We start from the raw sequence: 16453 nt of genomic DNA, 5'->3' as shown, positions 1-16453 counted from the left end.
GCCGGTCACGCGGTTCAGCGCCGCGGATCCAACTCGTCCAGCAGCGACGGGTCGCGCCGGATCAACTCCGCCAGGCGGGCCGCCGGGTCCGGCGTCAACCCGTCCGGGCCGGGCGCCCACGCCGGGACCGTCCGCCCGGAGAGCGGCCAGGACGGCGGGGGTTCCACCGGGGCCGCCGGCGGCTCCGGGCCGACCGTCACGTCCGGGCCGTCCCAGGAGACCCGCAGCGGGTACATCCGACCGTCGTGCTCCACCCGGACGGTCACCGCCAGCCCGGGGTACGCGCCGACGACCTGGCGTACCGCCTCGGTCACCTCCTCGACCGGCCCCCACCCGGCGTCGTCGGCGGGGTCGTGTCGTTCCGCGTGCCGGGCCGGCCCGGCGTTGCGGGCCGGCGCGGTGACGCCCGGCGCGGCGGTCGGGCCCGGCGGTGGCGTGGTGCCGTCGCGGTCGTCGGCCCGCCGGCGCAGCGCCTCCTCGCGCCGGGCCAGCCGGGCCAGCGTCTCGTCCAGGTCGCCCCTCACCAGATCACCCCTTCCCGCCACGGCCGGAGCCGGTCGGCTCAGGCCTTCCTGTCCCGGGTGGCCCGGTCCAACGCGCGGTCCAGGACGACCAGCAGGGCGTCCCGCACCGAGAGTCGGTCCCGGGCGTCGAACTGCACCAGGGGTACGTGGTCGCCGATGGCCAGCGCCCAGCGGATCTCGCCGAGTTCCAGTGCCAGTCGCCCGTCGAACGCGTTGACCCCCACCACGAACGGCAGACCGGCCCGCTCGAAGAAGTCGATCGCCGGGAAGCAGTCGTCAAGGCGTGCGCTGTCGACGACCACGAGCGCGCCGAGCGCGCCCCGGGCGAGGTCGTCCCACATGAAGCCGAAGCGGGACTGCCCTGGGGTGCCGAACAGGTAGAGCTTCAGGCTGCGGTCGATCGTCACACAGCCGAAGTCCATCGCCACCGTCGTCGTGGTCTTGTTCGACCGTACGCCCGGGTCGTCCACGCCGATGCCGGCGCTGGTCATCTCGGCCTCGGTGGTCAGCGGCGCGATCTCGGAGATCGCGCCGACCGTGGTGGTCTTGCCCACCCCGAACCCACCGGCGACGAGGATCTTGACCGGTACGGGTGGCGCGGCCGACGGACGGCTGGTCGGTCCCGTGTCGGCCGGCGGCCGGTACGGAGGCGGCGGCCCGGTCGGCGGTGGCGCACTGGCCCGCCCGGACGCCGGCGGAGTGCCCGCGGCCGCGCCGTAGCGGGCGGTGGCGCTGTTGCCGGCGAGACCCCCGATCGGGGCGACCGGCCATTCAGGAGATCGCACGAAGTCCATCAATCACTCGCAGGATGAGGTCGGGGTCGTAGGCGTCGTTGGCGTCGGTGATGTGCACGTCCAGGTGCCCGGCGGCGCGCAGGTCGCCCACCAGCACCCGGGTCACGCCGAACTGCAGCCGGGCCCGGGCGGAGATCTCGGCCACCGAGATCGGTTCGGCGCAGAGCGCGATGATCGCCTGAAGCTCCGGCGCCAGCAGGCTGACCGGCGTGCCCGTCCACCTGGCGACGTCGGAGCGGGTCACCTGCGTCTCGAGTCCGATCGCCGGATCCGCGCCGGCCACCCGCCCGGCGGTGAGCACGAACGGCCGTAGACCGGCCGGGCCACTGTCGTCCGGAGCCGGCGTCGGCTCCGGCGCCGCCGACGCGCCGCCCCCACCCGGGTGCGGCGTGCGCAGGTAGGGGCGGATCCGTACCCCGGGCTCCGGGTCCGGATCCTCGCCGGCGACGTCGGGAGTCACTGCTGAACGGCGTTCTTCAGCTCGGCGATAAGGCGCGGGGTGAGCGCGCCGCCGGCCCGGCCGGCGAAGAGCGTCATCTCGTACGCGACGGTGCCCAGGTTCGCCGAGCGGTCGGCGACGACACCCAACACGGAACCGCTGCTGATGGCGCTGATCAACAGGTATCCGTCGGCCATGTCGACGATCACCCGGTTGAGGCCGCCGAGCGCGTACCAACTGGCCGCGCCCCCGGCGAGGCTGGTCATGCCGGAGACCACGGCGGCCAGACGTTCCGCGTTGGAGCGGTCCTTGATGGCGGACATCGCCATCAGCAGCCCGTCCGAGGAGACCGCGATCGCCTCCAACACCCCGGCGGTGCTGGAGGTGAAGGAGTCCAGCAGCCAGTTGAACGTGCGGGCCTCGGGGCTGAGGTCCCCGGCGGCGGCCGGCTGGGTCTGGTCGACGTTGTCGTGCAGGAAGGGGCTGGTCACCGTGATGATCCTTCTTCGTTCCGACGATCTGGGCTGACTTCGCGGAGAGCGCGGGCGACGCCCGCCTCGAACTCGGTGATGAGGTTGCGCACCTCGGCCGGGTCGCCGAGCTGCGGGCTGGCTGGTGGGTTGGGCGGTGAGACCGTCAGGTTCGCGCCGGGCACGCGCCGGCTCAGCCGGGGACGGCCCCGGTTGGTGCCGCCGGTGTCCGCCACGGTCGGGCCGAAGCCGCCCGGGGTGGTGGGCAGGTCGACGGTAGCGCCGGAATCCGCCGCCGTGGGCCCCGCGCTGGCGGGCGGGTCGGTGACCGTCCGCATCGACCAGTTCCCGCCGGGACCGTCGGCGGGTGGGGCGCTCGACTCGGCCCGGCGTACGCCGGACTGGAACGCCTCGACCAGCGCGCGGGCGGCGTCCGGGTCGGCGCTGGTGGCGTCGACCGGCCGGGTGGGTGCGGCGGTCGCGGCGAGGCTCGCGCCGGGCACCCGCTGCCGGATTCGCGGGCCGGCGGACGTCCCGGTCGTGGTGGCGCTCTGCGCGGCGGCGACGGGTTGCGGTGTCGTACGGGCGGTCGCGGCGGCGTCCGCCGACTCCCGAGCGCCGAAGGCGTCCCAGGACTCGCCGGACTCCAGGCTGCGGGTGGCCCGGCTGAGCAGGTCCGTGTCGAAGCCGGACGATGGCACCGCGGCGGCGGCTGCGGCGACGGCCGGTGCGGCGGCGGCCGGCGCGGCGACGGCCGGCGCGGCGACGGCGCCCCGGGCACGAGCGCCCCGGGTGGAGTCGAGAGCCAGCCGTCGTCCCCGGTCCGGTACGGCGGCCCGGGCGACCGTCGCCCCGGCCCGGTCGGCGCGACGCAGCACCAGTGATGCCTGGGGAATCTCCACCTGGGCGGTCACGCCGCCGCCGACGGTGGCCGCGAGACGCACCTCCCAGCCGTGGCGGCGAGCCAGCCGGCCCACCACGAAGAGGCCGAGCACCTCGGTCGGCGCGAGGTCGAGACGTTCCCGCCGGGTGAGCCGGGCGTTCTCCTCGGCGAGCCGCTGCTCGCTCATGCCGATCCCGTGGTCCACGACGGTGATCCGGGCGCCCAGCCCGGACGTCTCGCCGGTCACCACGACCCGGGTGTGCGGCGGGGAGAAGACCGTCGCGTTCTCCATCAGCTCGGCCAGTGCCAGGACGAGGTCACCGATGACGGCCGGCGCGGCGGCGACACCCGCCGGTACCTGCACGTCGACGCGGGTGTAGTCCTCGATCTCGCCGAGCGCCAACCGGACCACGTCGGCCAGCGGAACCGGCGCGGTGTGCGCGTCGGCGCCGGCCGATCCGGAGAGCACCACGAGGCTGCCGGCGTTGCGCCGCAGCCGGCTGGAGATGTGGTCGAGCCGGTACAGGTGCTCCAACCGGCCCGCGTCGGCCTCCTGCTGCTCCAGCCGGTCGATCAGCGCGAGCTGCCGGCTCACCAGGTTCTGGGTACGCCGTCCGACGTGCCCGAACATCTGCGCCACGTTGCGCCGGCCGGCGATCTGCCGCTCGACCAACTGGGCGGCGGTGTTCTGCACCCGGTCGAACGCCCGGGCCAGGTCACCGATCTCGTCGCTGGAGGAGATGACCACCGGCTGCAACCGGACCGACTGGGCGCTCTCCGCCTCGTCGTCGGTCACCCGGACCAGCTCCGCCTCCGCGACCCGGGCGACCCGGTCGGCGGAGCGGGTGAGCTGGGTCAGCGGTCGGGCCACCGTACGCGCCACCGCCGCGCTGAGCAGCACCACCAGCGCCAGGATCAGCGCCGCCGCGCCAGCTACCAGGTAGGCGGCGGTGAGCGCGCGGCGCTGGTCGGCCTTCACCTCGGCGAGAACGTCGGCGACGATCTTCTTCTCGACGAACTGACCGAGCCGGATCATCGTGCGGACGGCCGGGAAAAGCGCTTCCATCGGCACGTCGCGGACCGCCCCGGCCGGGTCCCGGGCGCTGGTGATCAGGAAGTCGGGACTGGTACGCGCGGCCACGGCGGCGTCGTTGAGCTGGGCCACCTTGAGCTGCTCGGGCGTGATCAGGCTGCGGAAGCGCGCGTTGTCGACCTGGAGGGCCGCGATGCACGCCACGTAGCCGGCGGTGGTGTCCGGGGTGCCGATCGCCTTGACGAGGATGCTCAGCGTGGCGCAGGAGCCGATGCCCTCGTCGGCGCGGAGTAGCCCGTCCAGGGCGAGCACCTGGCGGCCGGGCAACGTCTCGGTGTCCACACTGAAGACCAACCGGAGCGACCCGATCAGCTCGCGGTTGACCGGGCCGAAGGCGTCCATCACCTGGCCGGGGTTCGCGGTGCGGGCCAGTACCGCCCTGCGCAGGTCACCCAGCCGGGACACCCCGTTGAGCGCGTGGTCGACCTGCTCGGTCAGCGCGTCGCCGCCGTCGGCCCGCAGGTCGGCAACCCGGTCGTCCACGTCGGCCGCCTTGCGGATCACTTCGGAGCGTTCGACCCGGCCGAGGAGGAAGCCGATCGACAGGATGCGCTCCTGCTGGAGGTCCTGGACGAGGCTGCCGACCCGGCTGGCGAGCCGTACCTGGTCGGTGATGTCGGCGGCGCGTTGGGCGGCGGCCACCCGGTCGAGCACCACGGGAACCGCGAGGCCGACCATGCTCAGCAGGGGAATCACCACGAGCAGCGCGAGCTTCCCGCGGATCCGGAGCCTAGCGAGCAGCATCGAAGGGCCCCCACTGCTCGGCGACCGGCTCGTGGGCCGCGCCCACCGGTTGCAGCGGTCGGAGGTCGGTCGCGGCCGGTGGTTGCCAGGGGTCGCCGGGCGGCGGGGTGGCCGGGGTCGTGGCGTCCGGTGTGGCGGCTCGTCGGCGGGTCCGCCGGTCGGCGGCGATCAGCAGTACGGCGAGCCAGATCAGCACCAGCGCGGCCACTCCGGCCGCCCCGGCGGCCAGCCACCGGTCCCGGGCCAACCCGTCGATCCGCTCGGTGAGCAGGGTGTCCAGCTCGCCGAGGATGACGGGCTGAAGCTGCCGGGCGGCGTTGCGCGAGTTGAGCGCGGTGGCGGCCAGTTGGCCCTGGTCCACCGCCCCGGAGGCGCTGGGCGTCGAGTACAGGGCCATCGCCTCCACCGACCGCTGGTAGGCGTCGAGCGGGGTCAGCACGTTGGCGCCCAGGTCGGTGCTCTCCGAGTTGTCCACGGCGGAACGCAGGTTGTCGACCACCTCGGTCGCGGGTGCCAGGGCGGCCACCCGTAGGCCGGTCATCTCCATCAGGCTCCGGGGCCGTTCGGCGGCCGGTCGTCGAGCGGCGAGCACACCCAGGTCGGCGAGCCGGCCGGCGCCCACCACCGCCTCGGGCAGCTCCTGGCCGGCGCTGTCCTGAAGGAAGAACGAGTCGGCGCCCGGGTCACGGCCCAGCCCCGAGCTCTCCCGGACCTTGCGGTGCAGGGCGAGCAGCAGGTCGGTGACCTCGCCGTACGCGGTGTAGGCGGCCTCCGGGTCGGCGGGGCTGCGGTCGCGCAGCGCCTCCAGTTTGGCCCGCAGCCCGGCCCACCGTTCCTGCGTGCGCAGTTCTCCGCCGATGCGGGCGTCCACCGCGGCGGCCTGCTCGACGGCGCGGGTCAGGGGCTCGCCCGGGACGGGACGGCCGGCGACGGCGGTGGTTTGGGCCTCCACCAGTGTCTCGGTGACCGGGGCCAGCGCGCGGAGGTACTCCACGCCGAGCCGTTCCCGGTCGGCGAGGCTCCGGTCGTCGCTGGTGTGTCGCCAGGTGGACGCGAAGAGCGTGCCGACCGGCGCGAGCAGCGCGACGATGAGCAGCAACGGCAGCGATCGGCCGAGCATGGACGTTCGTCGACGGGCCCGCGGCGCGGGGACTGTCATGGTGTGTCTCCTCCGGCGTCGGGCGGGGATCGGCGCGGTGTCGGGTTCGCCGACAAGTCCCGTCCACCGGACCGGAAAACTAATCGAACCCCCAGGCGAGCTGGCCGGTTGCGACGAGTCAGGTTTGCGTCAGTTCGAGCGATGTCACCGTTCGTCAGGGTTCCGGGCACGCTCTGTCCGATTCGTTGGTGTGACATGAAGGCATCGAGGGTGATATCCGCGAAAGATCGGAATTCACGGGATCCGAACTCAACTCACTGGCCCGCCATGCCTGATGCTCGGTCGCACCGGACCTGATCACCGATCGGGGCAACCGGACGGACGTACGGCGGATCTCAGCCAACGCTCAGGCTGCGAGCCGTACCGTGTGCCGCATGAGATCGCCGTCGCCGGCCGCGTGGTTCCGGCGTGCCCTGCCCACCCGCCGCCGCGCGATCGCCGCCGCGGCGGTCGTCGTGCTGCTGGCTGCCGCCGTGACCTGGGCGGTGTGGCCGCAGGGATCGGACGTACGCACCCAGAGCGCGATGCTCACCGTCCGCTCCGGACCGTCCGGCGACGCCCCCGTGGACCTGGACACCACCCTGTACCTTCCGTCCGGCGCGTCGTCCGGCCGGAAGGTCCCCGCGGTCCTGCTGGCGCACGGCTTCGGCGGCACGAAGGAGTCGGTGCGCTCGGACGCGGAGGAGTTCGCCGGACGCGGCTACGCGGTGCTCACCTGGACCGCGCGGGGCTTCGGCCGCAGCGGCGGCGAGATTCACCTGGACAACCCGGACTACGAGGTGCGCGACGCCCAGCGGCTGCTGGACTGGCTGGCCGCCCGGCCCGAGGTGCGGACCGACGCCCCCGGCGACCCGAAGGTCGGCGTGGTCGGCGGCTCGTACGGCGGCGGCCTGGCGCTGTTGCTGGCCGCCCAGGACCGGCGGGTGGACGCGATCGTCCCCATGATCACCTGGAACGACCTGTCCCGCGCCTTCCTGCCGGAGAGCACCGGCGGGGCGCCGACCGAGGGCGTGTTCAAGAAGGGCTGGGCCGGCCTCTTCTTCGGCGGCGGCGGCAACGTGGGCAGCGGCCCGGCCGGGCTCGCCGGCACGACCGCCGCCCAGCCGGAGGGAGCGCCGGCGTCCGCCGGTCCGCCGAGTCCGGGGCCGGGCGCGGGTCCCGGAACCGCGCCCGGTGGCCTACCGGCCGGTGCCGCCGACCCGTCCTGCGGGCGGTTCGCGGCCGACGTGTGCGCCGCGTACCTGCGGATCGCCACCGCGGGCCGGGCCGACCAGGCGGCCGTCGACCTGCTGCGCCGGTCCAGCCCGGCCGGTGTGCTGGACCGGATCAAGGCGCCCACCCTGCTGGTGCAGGGCGAGGCCGACACGCTCTTTCCGCTCGGCGAGGCGGACGCGAACGCCCGGGGGATCGCCGCCGCCGGTACCCCGGTGCGGGTCGCCTGGTTCACCGGCGGGCACGACGGCGGCAGTGGACCGCGCTCGGACGAGGACCGGGTGAAGTTCCTGACCATCCAGTGGCTCGACCACTACGTCAAGGGCGACGGCGACGCGCCCGGCGACGACTTCACCTGGTCCCGGATCGCCGGGTTCGACGCGCTGGACCGGGGTCTGGTCGCCACCGGTTTCCGCCGCGCCGACTACCCCGGCCTGGCCGGCAACGCCCGCCGGGAGGTGGCGGTCGCCGGTCCGGCGCAGCCGATCGCGAACCCGCCGAACGGCAACCCGGCCGCCATCTCCTCGATTCCGTTCGCCGGCGGCCTCGCCTCGCTGCTCGACGGGGTGGCCGGCGACGTGCCCGGCCAGCACGCGCGCTTCGAGTCGACGCCGCTGACCGAGGCGGTCGACGTGGCCGGTGCGCCCACGGTGACCGTGCGGGCCGCCTCGCCGACCGGGGAGGCGGTCCTCTTCGTCAAGCTGTACGACGTCGACAAGGACGGCGCGGCGACCCTGCCGAACGGTCTGGTCGCGCCGATCCGCCTCACCGGCCTGCCGCAGCGGGTGCAGGACGCCCGCCCGGTCACCGTGACGTTGCCCGGGATCGTCCGCCGGATCGAGGCGGGGCACCGGCTGCGCCTGGTGGTCGCCAGCTCCGACCAGGCGTACACCACCCCCGCCGCGCCCACCGTCTACACGGTGGCCGCGGACGGCGCGGTCAGCCTGCCCACGGTCGACGGCGAGCCGATCCCCACCGCGGCGACCGTCTGGCGCTGGGTGCTCGCCGGCCTGCTCGCCGCCATCCTGATCGGGCTCGTCGTGGTCGTCGCCGTCGTCCGCCGCCGGCATCGCCGCCAGGACCGCTCGGTGCATCCGGAGTACGCGGACACGCCGCTGGCCGTGCGCGCGCTGCGCAAGGAGTACGCGGATGGGTTCGTGGCGGTGTCGAACGTGGACTTCGAGGTGCACCCGGGTCAGGTGGTGGGCCTGCTGGGACCCAACGGCGCGGGCAAGACCACCACCCTGCGGGTGCTGATGGGGCTGACCCAGCCGACCGCCGGGGAGATCTACGTGTTCGGCCGTCGGCTGGTGCCCGGCTCGCCGGTGCTGTCCCGCATCGGCGCGCTCGTGGAGGGGCCGGGATTCCTGCCGCACCTCTCCGGCCTGGCGAACCTGCGGGCGTACTGGCGGGCCACCGGGCGACCGGCCGAGGACGCGCACTTCGACGAGGCGTTGGAGATCGCCGGTCTGGGCGACTCGGTGCACCGGAAGATCAAGAACTACAGCCACGGCATGCGCCAGCGGCTCGCCATCGCCCAGGCCATGCTGGGCCTACCCGAGTTGCTGGTGCTGGACGAGCCGACCGACGGGCTCGACCCGCCGCAGATCGCCGAGATGCGCCGGGTCCTGCAGCGGTACGCCACCGACGGGCGGGCGGTGCTGGTCTCCAGTCACCTGCTGGCCGAGGTGGAGCAGACCTGCACGCACGCCGTGGTGGTCAACAAGGGCCGGATCGTGGCCTCCGGGCCGGTCCAGGAGATCGTGGGCGAGTCGCCGAGCGTGCTGTTCGACGTCACCGACCCGGCGGCGGCGCGGGCGGTGCTGGACCGGCTGCACGGCGTACGGGTGCTGCCGGAGAGCGACGGGCAGCTGGTCGTCGACACCAACGGCACGGCCCGCAGCGAGGTGGTGGCCGAGCTGGTGCGCGCCGGCATCGGGGTGGACCGGGTGGTGCCCCGGCGACGCCTGGAAGACGCGTTCCTCGCCCTGGTGGGCGAGAACTCTCGGGGAAGCGGTGACCGGTGATGGCTGTTGTCGACGCGGGCGAGGCCCGGGGCTACCGGCCGTCGGCCACCCTGCCCTTCGCGGCGGAGTTCCGCCGGCAGGCGTCCCGGCGGCGGACCCAGTTGGCGCTCGGGTTCATGGTGCTGCTGCCGCTGATCATCCTGATCGCCTTCCAGTTCAACTCCGGTGGTGACGACGACAACGGCAACAACGAGTTCGCCAGCCTCGTCGACCTGGCCACCTCGGGCGGGCTCAACTTCACCCTCTTCTCGATCTTCGTGTCGGCGTCGTTCCTGCTGGTGGTGGTCGTCGCGCTGTTCTGCGGCGACACGGTGGCCAGCGAGGCGAGCTGGGGGAGCCTGCGCTACCTGCTGGCGATCCCGGTGCCCCGGGCACGGCTGTTGACGGTGAAGCTGGTGGTCGCGCTCGCGTACTCGGGTCTGGCCCTGGTGTTGTTGGCCGGCACCGCCCTGCTCGCGGGCACCCTGCGCTACGGCTGGTCGCCGCTGCGCAGCACGGTCGCGGCCGAGCTGGAGCCGGGGGAGGGGCTGCTCCGGCTGCTGGCCGTGCTCGGCTACCTGGCGGTCGTACTCCTGGTGGTGGCCGGCCTGGCGTTCCTGCTGTCGGTGACGACGGACGCCGCGCTGGGCGCGGTCGGCGGCGCGGTCCTGCTGTGGATCCTGTCCAGCATCCTGGACCAGATCACCGCCCTGGGCGGGCTGCGGGACTTCCTGCCCACCCACTTCAGCACCGCCTGGCTGGGACTGCTCTCCACACCGGTGCAGACCGACGACGTGGTACGCGGCACCATCTCGGCGATCAGCTACGCGACGCTGTTCTGGGGGTTGGCGTTCTGGCGCTTCACCCGCAAGGACATCACGTCGTAGGCATCCGCCAGGCGCTGACGCCGATCCGCCCGGTGTTGCCCACGTCGACCGGGCCGTCCGGGTCGACGTCCTGTGCCTGCTGACCGGCGGCGGGAGCCACCGACAGGTACGCCCCGTCGGTGGCGACCACCGTCGAGTCGGTGACCAGGTTGCGCCAGAGGACGGAGGCGACGGCCCGTTCGCCTTTTTGCAGCGTGATCGGCTGCGGCGGCTGGTCGAAGCCCGACGTGATGTCCTTCGCCCAGTTCACCACGGCCAGGATGATCGGCTTGCGCTGCTCGTCGAGGACCCACACCGTCGGGTACCCGTTGAGCCGGTACGGGCGGTCGCCGCAGTTGACCAGCTCGACGCCCAGGGCGCGCAGCCCCATCGCCGCGTCCCCGCCGGTCGAGCGGATCCGGACGCCGGACGGCGGGCACGCGGCCACCGGCTCGACGCTGGCCGACGGACTCACGCTGGGCGCGGTCGTGACCTTGGGCGGGGGACCGGTGGGGTCGCCGCCCTGCCCCGCGTGATCGCGCGGCACGCAGGCACTGAGCGCGAGAACCAGCATGGTCGCCGCGCCGACCCGTCGCCCAACGGCGTTCTGGAAGATCATCCTCCGATCCTCGCCCACGGGCGCGTCCCATCGCACCCCGCGCCCCGCGCCCCTGTCAAGATCCGCACAACTTCCCTGTTGTTGCTGCTTCCGACGCGCAGGAGCCAGCAACAACCCTGATGTTGTGCGGATGTACCTGACGCGAGCCTCCGTCCGAACTACTAACTCTGAGTTAGTAGTTGCTTCGGTCATCTCCCTCGCAAGTACCCGCCGCACGATCTGCACGATGGGGACCAAAGTGCTGCGCAGCTCAACCATCTGGGACGTCGCCGTCCGGCTCGCACAGCCCCTCGGGGTGGTCGGCGGGCAGGGCGCAGCGGGCGCCACCGGGAAGACGACGGTCGCACCAGACCCGGGTCCGCACGAATTGACGGTCCTCCTCGCTCAACGTCGTTTCACCGAAGTCGATGGCGGTGACGTGGCCGAGTGAGTCGCGCAGCGCCTCGGCCAGCGCCCGCGCGCCGCCGACGCTTGTCAGCGTTGTGGGTAGGTGCACGATCCAGCGTGGCGGTACCTCGTACTCCGTCATGGTTCTTCCCTTGGCTCGGGCGGCACCGGTCCTGGGCCCGGCGTCAGGTGGTCGCTCCGGACAACCCTTCGATGTAAGACCTGAGCGCCTCCACTGCCGCTGTGAGGCTCTCGGCCATCAGGTCGAGCTGTTCGGCGGCCCGGGACCACTGCCCACTCGCTGTCTCGGCGGCCAGGTCGGGTTGGCCGGCGTCGGTGAGCTGCTGCCGAGCCGTGGTGATCCGCGCCGGAAGCTGACCGACCCGCGCGGCGGCGGCACCGAACTGGTCGCGGGCGGTGTCCAGCACCTCGACCAGGTCGCCGATGCTGGGCTGGCCGGCCGCTGTACGTAGCCGGCTCACACCGTCGCTGAGCTGCCGTTCCGCGTCAGCGGCCAGGTCGAGCGCGTCGTCTCCGCGACGCCGCGCGTGCCGGATCGCCGGATGGGCACAGCCGGCGCTGGTCCGCTCCAACAGGACGGTCGCGGCGGCCACTGCGAGGTACGTCTCGCGCAGCTCGCCGGCCACCTGCTCGACCTCCCAGGCGGCGCTCGCTTCGGTCACGGTCACGGTGGGCCTCCTCTCGGATCTGTGGTTGCCGGGGCAGCGCGACGACCAGCCTGGATGGGGGACATCCGAGCCGCCTTGCGCGCTGCCCCGGCAGTCCGGGCGTACACCCGGAGGGACGAAACTCCTGCTGCCGAGCGAGGAGGTTCGCAGCTCCGACAGTAGGTGTCTAAGTTATCTAAGTCAACATCGAAGTTGTAGGTAACTAAGTTGGCGTGTTGCAATGGTTGGGCCGAGCGAGGAGTGCTATCTGATGCCCAACCGCATTGCCGACTACATCCGCGTCGTGGACGCCATCACCGCGCAGATCAACGCGGGCGAGCTCGCGCCTGGTGACAAGCTGCCCACCTACGCGCAACTGGCCGAGCAGTACAAGATCAGTGTCACGACGGCCCAGCAGGCGCTGCGGATTCTCCGCGAGCGCGGCTTGGTGGAGGGGCACCAGGGCAAGGGCACCTACGTCGCCGAGAAGTCCGAGACGGCGTAGAGCAGAGGGCGGCACCGATCCGGGAGGACCTGCCCATGCCTGCGATCCCACCAAGCTACGTCGACATCGCTGCGGACATAGCCGCTCGCATTAAGGCCGGCGAGTATGAGCCGGGCACCAAGCTGCCGTCCTACACCCAGCTCGCCAACCTCTACTCGGTGTCGTTCTCGACTGCGGCCCGCGCCGTTGCGCTCCTGCGTGACCGGGGCATCGTTGTCGGCGCACCGGGGCGTGGCGTGTATGTCCAGGAGCGGAACGCGGACAAGCCATGACGGCTAGATCGTGCGTGTGTAGGCCCGCAGGCTGTCCTTTGAGGTGCGAAGCATGGTGCACGCCTCTTCTACCGCGCGGCGGGCGCCGCTCAACTGCCCGTTGATCTGCTGTAGTAGCGAGGGGTTTGCTCCGGCTAGCACCGTCATCAACCAGGCATGATTGCTGTTGATGCGATCCATGGCGCCAACCAGATCGTGATGAGTCCGATCCATTGTGGCGATGATGCGATCCATCTCGGTTATGACGCTACCGGCGCTGACGGCCTGAACTCTGTGGATGCCCCTCATCCCCGCTGAGCGGCGACCCAACGATGGGCCGCGCCTCCAGGATCGTGACGGAATACCGGGCCGAATCAAACGGATGGTGTGGCCGTCAGGCGTTGCATCCGACTGCCGATCATCATGCTGGGCGGTCGAGCCGTCTTCAACCTGCTGGCGGCGGCTTTTCAACGTATCCAGGCCGGCACTCACGGCAGCCTTGGCGACAATTCCTACCGTTGCCCCGATCATCAAGCCGCCAGCGGAGACAACCGAAGACGGCAGTGCAAGGCCTTGCCTGGTCGCGGCTGCCGCCGCCAACAGACCAGCGGCGGCGCCGCTCCACTCCGCTGCCTTACCCAGTGCCTCCCTTGGCAGCTCAAATCGCCAGTTGCGGAGAAAAGAGGACTCGATGGTCTGGCGCTGATTGTGCCGTCGGCGATAGTTCACAGCACTACGACTGGGTCCAGGAACGCGCACTGTGTGGCGACCATCATCGGCAGGTTGAGAGCGACTTCCCTCGCCACTCCCGCTGGTTCCGGTCTCGTCTCGTCGTCGGCTCTCGAATCTGCTTCGTCAGCAGCGGACAGGTACTCGCAAGCGGCCCAGAGGTTCGGGTGCAGGAAAGAGAACGCCCACATGGTGTACGGGGTGTTGTGCACGGCGAGCAGGGCGCGGTCCTGGTGGCCCATGCGGTGGTATTCGGGTTCCTCCGGTGTCGAGCCCATCCCCTCGGCCGTTGGGAAGAGGCGGTATCGCCGAAAGAGATCTTCCAGCGGGCCTTCGGGGTCGAACTCCAACAACAGACCGCGCCCGATCAGTCTGTCGACGATCCGGGCGGCGTTTGGCTGAGGCTTCGGGGCTGTCACCAACGCCTTGATCAGGCGGTCTCGATCAACTTGCAGCTTCGAATGACCCTCGACATCGAGGAAGGCGGCACCGTAGACACCGACCTCATCCTCGGTCAGCTCAAGCATGTCGCCGCCGAGGTGGACCTCCCATGACTCGGGCATTGGGTCGGCTGGCCGCACGTACCTGTGTTGCGGACCGAGGCTGAAGCCCACTGGGATAATGACGCGAGGCATGGATCGTCCCTCCGGTGCTGCGGTCCGCTGACACTATCGAAAACCGCACTCTGGGTCAGTCCTTTCAGGACCGGTAGTACCGGCGAGGGGTGCGCCATGGTCGTCGGTCAGCCCTGCAGCGCTACGTAGCTGGGAGGCACCTCGCATGCCCGCATCTGGGAGGTTCGAGCCGCACTACCGGCGGATCATCGCCGACATCAGGAGGCGCATCGCCGGCGGCGAGTGGCCGCCTGGACACAAACTGCCCTCGACCAAGGAGTTGGCAGAGCTGTACAACGTCGGCAGTCAGTCGACTGTCCGGCAATCCATCACGATCTTGATCGAGACCGGGGAGTTGTACGGGCATCAGGGGTTGGGCGTCTTTGTGGCTGAGTAGATTTCAGCCCGGGGTCGCGATACGCGCTCAATACTCGGAGCAGTGATGATCAAGTCTGACCTGATCGAGTACGTCCGGACGATGATCCGGAGTGACTACGCTGCCAACGAGTCCGTCGGCGCCCGACTCGATGCCGAGGGCTGGGATGGCTTCCCCCGCTTCCTTGCGGCTCTGTTCTTCGTGGCGGTCGACCGGCGATTTGGCGAGACCGCAGACCGGGCCGGAGTGATCAAGTTTGTCGCAGAGTTGCGAGCCCAGTACGAGGGCGGCCCTGAGATCCGAGCCGACGACGCTGAGTCGTTGATCCTGGCAACCATCGACCCCTCGCTTGACTACACGGTCAGCCCCGAAATGATCGGACGGATCCAGGCAGCGACGGTCCAGAAGATCTTCACTGAAGAAGGTCTTGCCGACCCCGCGCTAGACGCCCTGCTCTCAGAGGCAGCCGACCTCGCATCGCGGGACTAGCGCCTGAGCCCGCGCCCCGCGTGTGATCGGCGCACACAACCGGCTCGAGATGCTGTAGCCGCCGTCTACCCGAGGACGCTCATGTAGTTTCGGGCGGCCTGCGAACTGCCCTGGAGCAGGGTCATCGCCTCCACGAGGCGTTGCTTGCCCTGCTCGGCGCGGGCGATCGCTTCGGCCAGCGCGGGGTGTCCGGTGCCGGCGGCCACAGCCCGAAGTCTCGCCACGGTCTGCTCGGTTGCCTCGACGGCGGCGCGAATCTGCTGCTGGGTGGCGTTTCCTTGCTCCGCAGCCTGTGCAAGCGCCGCCTTGACTTCCTCGATGCTCGCCATGCGCGCCTCCCGAACTTCGATGCGAAGCGAGGTCGCGCCGCGTGTCGGAGCGGACACTATCCGACATCTGCGCGCTGCCGCAGTCCCGGCTGCCAGGTCGAGGCGGCGGCCCCGCGCCCCCTCGGCAGCAGCGCGTGCCCCATTTTTGGGGCAGCTCGACAGGGTGTACGGGTACCACGCCAGCCGGTACGTTGAGGGCTCGGGAGCGCTCCCAATGCGCGAGGGTCGCCGCCGTCGGCGGATCAAATTAGGGCAAGTGCAGCCTTAGTTATCGCGCTCTGGGTGCTCCCGACGGGGATTTTCCCACTAGCAAGGAATTTATTAACATCGATGCCTTGAGGCCCCACCATGGAAGGGATCTATCCCCTTCGATGGAGGTCTCCATGAACGTCTCTCGGCTCGGCGGGCCGACCCTGTCCCTGTTCCGCATCGTGATCGGCCTGCTGTTCACGCTGCACGGCCTCTCGTCGGTCTTCGGGTTGTTCGGCGGCAACCCGATGACCGGCAAGGCGGTACCGCTCGGCACCTGGCCGGGCTGGTGGGCCGCCCTGATCCAGCTCATCTGCGGCGCGCTGGTGCTGGTCGGGCTCTTCGCCCGACCCGCCGCGCTTCTCGCGTCCGGCTCGATGGCGTACGCCTACTTCGTCGTGCACCAGCCCGACGACCTGCTGCCGCTGCGCAACGGCGGTGAGCTGGCAGCCCTCTTCTGCTGGTCGTTCCTGCTGGTCGCGACGCTCGGCTCGGGCCCGTGGGCGCTCGACGCGTTTCTCTTCAAGCGTCGCGCCGACGCGCCTGCGCCGTCGATGGCCGAGCCCAGCCCGGTGAACGCCTGACCGCACCCGTAACGCGCGTCGTCGGAGCCTCGGCGTGTCGGCTCCGGCGACGCGTGCGTGGACGGGTCAGGCCGCAGGGCGGGGAGTGAGGACCGCGTCCAGCAGGCCGGGGTAGAGCTTGTCCACCTCGTCGCGGCGCAGTCGGACCAGGCGGCTCGTGCCGGCGGCCCGGGTACGGGTCAGGCCGGCCTCGCGCAGCACCTTCAGGTGGTGGCTGCGGGTCGCCTTGGAGACGCCGAAGTCGAAGCTGCCACAGGCCGCCTCGCCGCCCTCGGCGAGCGCCCGGACGATCTGCAACCGCACGTCGTCGGCGAGCGCGGCCAGTACGGCGGTGACCGGTACGGCGGTCAGGTCGGGTTCGTGCGGCTCCATGTGACCAGTCTAACCCTTGTTCGACAACGATCGAACAACACCCTAAGGTCGGTGTCGTTGGTTCGAAGATACTCGAACATTGGAGCTGACG

At 71.3% G+C, this 16453-nt stretch carries 20 protein-coding genes; 7 read left to right on the top strand and 13 right to left on the bottom strand.

Annotated elements, in window-relative coordinates; genetic code table 11:
* Positions 1–14: 14 nt before the first annotated feature.
* Genes ABZ272_RS17295 through ABZ272_RS17270 form a run of 6 tightly spaced genes read right to left on the bottom strand, consistent with a single transcriptional unit; the run spans position 15 to position 6106 of the window.
* The gene (locus ABZ272_RS17295; RefSeq protein ID WP_355050926.1) at positions 15–524 is read right to left on the bottom strand and encodes a hypothetical protein; all 510 of its coding nucleotides are present in this window, start codon (positions 522–524) and stop codon (positions 15–17) included.
* A 38-nt stretch (positions 525–562) separates the two neighbouring features.
* Positions 563–1318 (bottom strand): ATP/GTP-binding protein, encoded by a 756-nt coding sequence (locus ABZ272_RS17290; protein WP_355050925.1) that lies wholly within the window; start codon positions 1316–1318, stop codon positions 563–565.
* Complete coding sequence (locus tag ABZ272_RS17285) at positions 1296–1778, bottom strand: DUF742 domain-containing protein (protein ID WP_355050924.1); 483 nt, start codon at positions 1776–1778, stop codon at positions 1296–1298. Before ABZ272_RS17285 ends, ABZ272_RS17290 begins: the two co-directional genes overlap by 23 nt.
* On the bottom strand, positions 1775–2248 hold the full coding sequence (locus tag ABZ272_RS17280) for a roadblock/LC7 domain-containing protein (RefSeq protein WP_355050923.1): 474 nt from the start codon (positions 2246–2248) through the stop codon (positions 1775–1777). The genes ABZ272_RS17285 and ABZ272_RS17280 overlap by 4 nt, the downstream gene beginning before the upstream one ends.
* Positions 2245–4947 (bottom strand): nitrate- and nitrite sensing domain-containing protein, encoded by a 2703-nt coding sequence (locus ABZ272_RS17275; protein ID WP_355050922.1) that lies wholly within the window; start codon positions 4945–4947, stop codon positions 2245–2247. The genes ABZ272_RS17280 and ABZ272_RS17275 overlap by 4 nt, the downstream gene beginning before the upstream one ends.
* On the bottom strand, positions 4934–6106 hold the full coding sequence (locus ABZ272_RS17270; RefSeq protein WP_355050921.1) for a hypothetical protein: 1173 nt from the start codon (positions 6104–6106) through the stop codon (positions 4934–4936). Before ABZ272_RS17270 ends, ABZ272_RS17275 begins: the two co-directional genes overlap by 14 nt.
* Positions 6107–6480: 374 nt before the next feature.
* On the opposite strand from ABZ272_RS17270, the gene ABZ272_RS17265 reads away from it, so the two are divergent.
* Positions 6481–9345, top strand: coding sequence for an alpha/beta fold hydrolase (locus ABZ272_RS17265; protein WP_355050920.1), 2865 nt, complete (start codon positions 6481–6483; stop codon positions 9343–9345).
* The gene (locus ABZ272_RS17260; protein ID WP_355050919.1) at positions 9345–10211 is read left to right on the top strand and encodes an ABC transporter permease subunit; all 867 of its coding nucleotides are present in this window, start codon (positions 9345–9347) and stop codon (positions 10209–10211) included. Before ABZ272_RS17265 ends, ABZ272_RS17260 begins: the two co-directional genes overlap by 1 nt.
* Here the strand turns inward: ABZ272_RS17260 and ABZ272_RS17255 are convergent.
* The 3 genes from ABZ272_RS17255 to ABZ272_RS17245 all read right to left on the bottom strand — a co-directional run bounded on the left by ABZ272_RS17255 (position 10201) and on the right by ABZ272_RS17245 (position 11885).
* Entirely contained in the window at positions 10201–10809 is a 609-nt protein-coding gene (locus ABZ272_RS17255; RefSeq protein WP_355050918.1) for a DUF4232 domain-containing protein, read from the bottom strand. The two genes, ABZ272_RS17260 and ABZ272_RS17255, sit on opposite strands and share 11 nt — an antisense overlap.
* Positions 10810–11059: 250 nt before the next feature.
* Positions 11060–11338: a hypothetical protein gene (locus tag ABZ272_RS17250; protein WP_355050917.1), complete on the bottom strand. Its 279-nt coding sequence runs from the start codon at positions 11336–11338 to the stop codon at positions 11060–11062.
* A gap of 43 nt (positions 11339–11381) precedes the next feature.
* On the bottom strand, positions 11382–11885 hold the full coding sequence (locus tag ABZ272_RS17245) for a hypothetical protein (RefSeq protein WP_355050916.1): 504 nt from the start codon (positions 11883–11885) through the stop codon (positions 11382–11384).
* Positions 11886–12135: 250 nt separating this feature from the next.
* Between ABZ272_RS17245 and ABZ272_RS17240 the strand changes: the two genes are divergently transcribed.
* Positions 12136–12369, top strand: a complete 234-nt coding sequence (locus ABZ272_RS17240; RefSeq protein ID WP_355050915.1) for a winged helix-turn-helix domain-containing protein — start codon at positions 12136–12138, stop codon at positions 12367–12369.
* A gap of 35 nt (positions 12370–12404) precedes the next feature.
* A complete protein-coding gene (locus ABZ272_RS17235; RefSeq protein ID WP_355050914.1) occupies positions 12405–12641 on the top strand; it encodes a winged helix-turn-helix domain-containing protein in 237 nt (78 codons plus the stop codon).
* 3 nt (positions 12642–12644) lie between these two features.
* Here the strand turns inward: ABZ272_RS17235 and ABZ272_RS17230 are convergent, their stop codons facing one another.
* Positions 12645–13349 carry a hypothetical protein gene (locus ABZ272_RS17230; protein ID WP_355050913.1) on the bottom strand — a complete coding sequence of 235 codons (705 nt, stop codon included), beginning with the start codon at positions 13347–13349 and terminating at the stop codon, positions 12645–12647.
* The gene (locus ABZ272_RS17225) at positions 13346–13984 is read right to left on the bottom strand and encodes a hypothetical protein (protein ID WP_355050912.1); all 639 of its coding nucleotides are present in this window, start codon (positions 13982–13984) and stop codon (positions 13346–13348) included. The genes ABZ272_RS17230 and ABZ272_RS17225 overlap by 4 nt, the downstream gene beginning before the upstream one ends.
* A gap of 145 nt (positions 13985–14129) precedes the next feature.
* Here ABZ272_RS17225 and ABZ272_RS17220 point away from each other — a divergent pair, with 145 nt between their 5' ends.
* A complete protein-coding gene (locus ABZ272_RS17220) occupies positions 14130–14360 on the top strand; it encodes a winged helix-turn-helix domain-containing protein (protein WP_355050911.1) in 231 nt (76 codons plus the stop codon).
* 45 nt (positions 14361–14405) lie between these two features.
* Entirely contained in the window at positions 14406–14828 is a 423-nt protein-coding gene (locus ABZ272_RS17215) for a hypothetical protein (protein WP_355050910.1), read from the top strand.
* Positions 14829–14893: 65 nt separating this feature from the next.
* Here ABZ272_RS17215 and ABZ272_RS17210 read toward each other — a convergent pair whose 3' ends face one another.
* Entirely contained in the window at positions 14894–15157 is a 264-nt protein-coding gene (locus ABZ272_RS17210) for a hypothetical protein (RefSeq protein WP_355050909.1), read from the bottom strand.
* Between the two features lie 383 nt (positions 15158–15540).
* Here ABZ272_RS17210 and ABZ272_RS17205 point away from each other — a divergent pair, with 383 nt between their 5' ends.
* Positions 15541–15990: a DoxX family protein gene (locus ABZ272_RS17205; protein ID WP_355050908.1), complete on the top strand. Its 450-nt coding sequence runs from the start codon at positions 15541–15543 to the stop codon at positions 15988–15990.
* A 66-nt stretch (positions 15991–16056) separates the two neighbouring features.
* On the opposite strand, the gene ABZ272_RS17200 is transcribed toward ABZ272_RS17205, so the two are convergent.
* The gene (locus ABZ272_RS17200; RefSeq protein ID WP_355050907.1) at positions 16057–16362 is read right to left on the bottom strand and encodes a metalloregulator ArsR/SmtB family transcription factor; all 306 of its coding nucleotides are present in this window, start codon (positions 16360–16362) and stop codon (positions 16057–16059) included.
* Positions 16363–16453 lie beyond the last annotated feature (91 nt).

Source organism: Micromonospora sp. NPDC005979, assembly GCF_040614415.1.
Classification (GTDB): Bacteria; Actinomycetota; Actinomycetes; order Mycobacteriales; family Micromonosporaceae; genus Micromonospora.
The sequence above is the reverse complement of the archived record's forward strand: the minus strand, read 5'-3'. Positions and strand labels throughout refer to the sequence as shown.

Excerpts from the sequence above, each read along its gene's own strand:
- ABZ272_RS17290 (WP_355050925.1), bottom strand. The coding sequence starts at position 1,318 with ATGGACTTCGTGCGATCTCCTGAATGGCCGGTCGCCCCGATCGGGGGT.
- ABZ272_RS17275 (WP_355050922.1), bottom strand. The coding sequence starts at position 4,947 with ATGCTGCTCGCTAGGCTCCGGATCCGCGGGAAGCTCGCGCTGCTCGTG.
- ABZ272_RS17270 (WP_355050921.1), bottom strand. The coding sequence starts at position 6,106 with ATGACAGTCCCCGCGCCGCGGGCCCGTCGACGAACGTCCATGCTCGGC.
- ABZ272_RS17265 (WP_355050920.1), top strand. The coding sequence starts at position 6,481 with ATGAGATCGCCGTCGCCGGCCGCGTGGTTCCGGCGTGCCCTGCCCACC.
- ABZ272_RS17260 (WP_355050919.1), top strand. The coding sequence starts at position 9,345 with ATGGCTGTTGTCGACGCGGGCGAGGCCCGGGGCTACCGGCCGTCGGCC.
- ABZ272_RS17255 (WP_355050918.1), bottom strand. The coding sequence starts at position 10,809 with ATGATCTTCCAGAACGCCGTTGGGCGACGGGTCGGCGCGGCGACCATG.
- ABZ272_RS17250 (WP_355050917.1), bottom strand. The coding sequence starts at position 11,338 with ATGACGGAGTACGAGGTACCGCCACGCTGGATCGTGCACCTACCCACA.
- ABZ272_RS17240 (WP_355050915.1), top strand. The coding sequence starts at position 12,136 with ATGCCCAACCGCATTGCCGACTACATCCGCGTCGTGGACGCCATCACC.
- ABZ272_RS17235 (WP_355050914.1), top strand. The coding sequence starts at position 12,405 with ATGCCTGCGATCCCACCAAGCTACGTCGACATCGCTGCGGACATAGCC.
- ABZ272_RS17225 (WP_355050912.1), bottom strand. The coding sequence starts at position 13,984 with ATGCCTCGCGTCATTATCCCAGTGGGCTTCAGCCTCGGTCCGCAACAC.
- ABZ272_RS17220 (WP_355050911.1), top strand. The coding sequence starts at position 14,130 with ATGCCCGCATCTGGGAGGTTCGAGCCGCACTACCGGCGGATCATCGCC.
- ABZ272_RS17215 (WP_355050910.1), top strand. The coding sequence starts at position 14,406 with ATGATCAAGTCTGACCTGATCGAGTACGTCCGGACGATGATCCGGAGT.
- ABZ272_RS17210 (WP_355050909.1), bottom strand. The coding sequence starts at position 15,157 with ATGGCGAGCATCGAGGAAGTCAAGGCGGCGCTTGCACAGGCTGCGGAG.
- ABZ272_RS17205 (WP_355050908.1), top strand. The coding sequence starts at position 15,541 with ATGAACGTCTCTCGGCTCGGCGGGCCGACCCTGTCCCTGTTCCGCATC.
- ABZ272_RS17200 (WP_355050907.1), bottom strand. The coding sequence starts at position 16,362 with ATGGAGCCGCACGAACCCGACCTGACCGCCGTACCGGTCACCGCCGTA.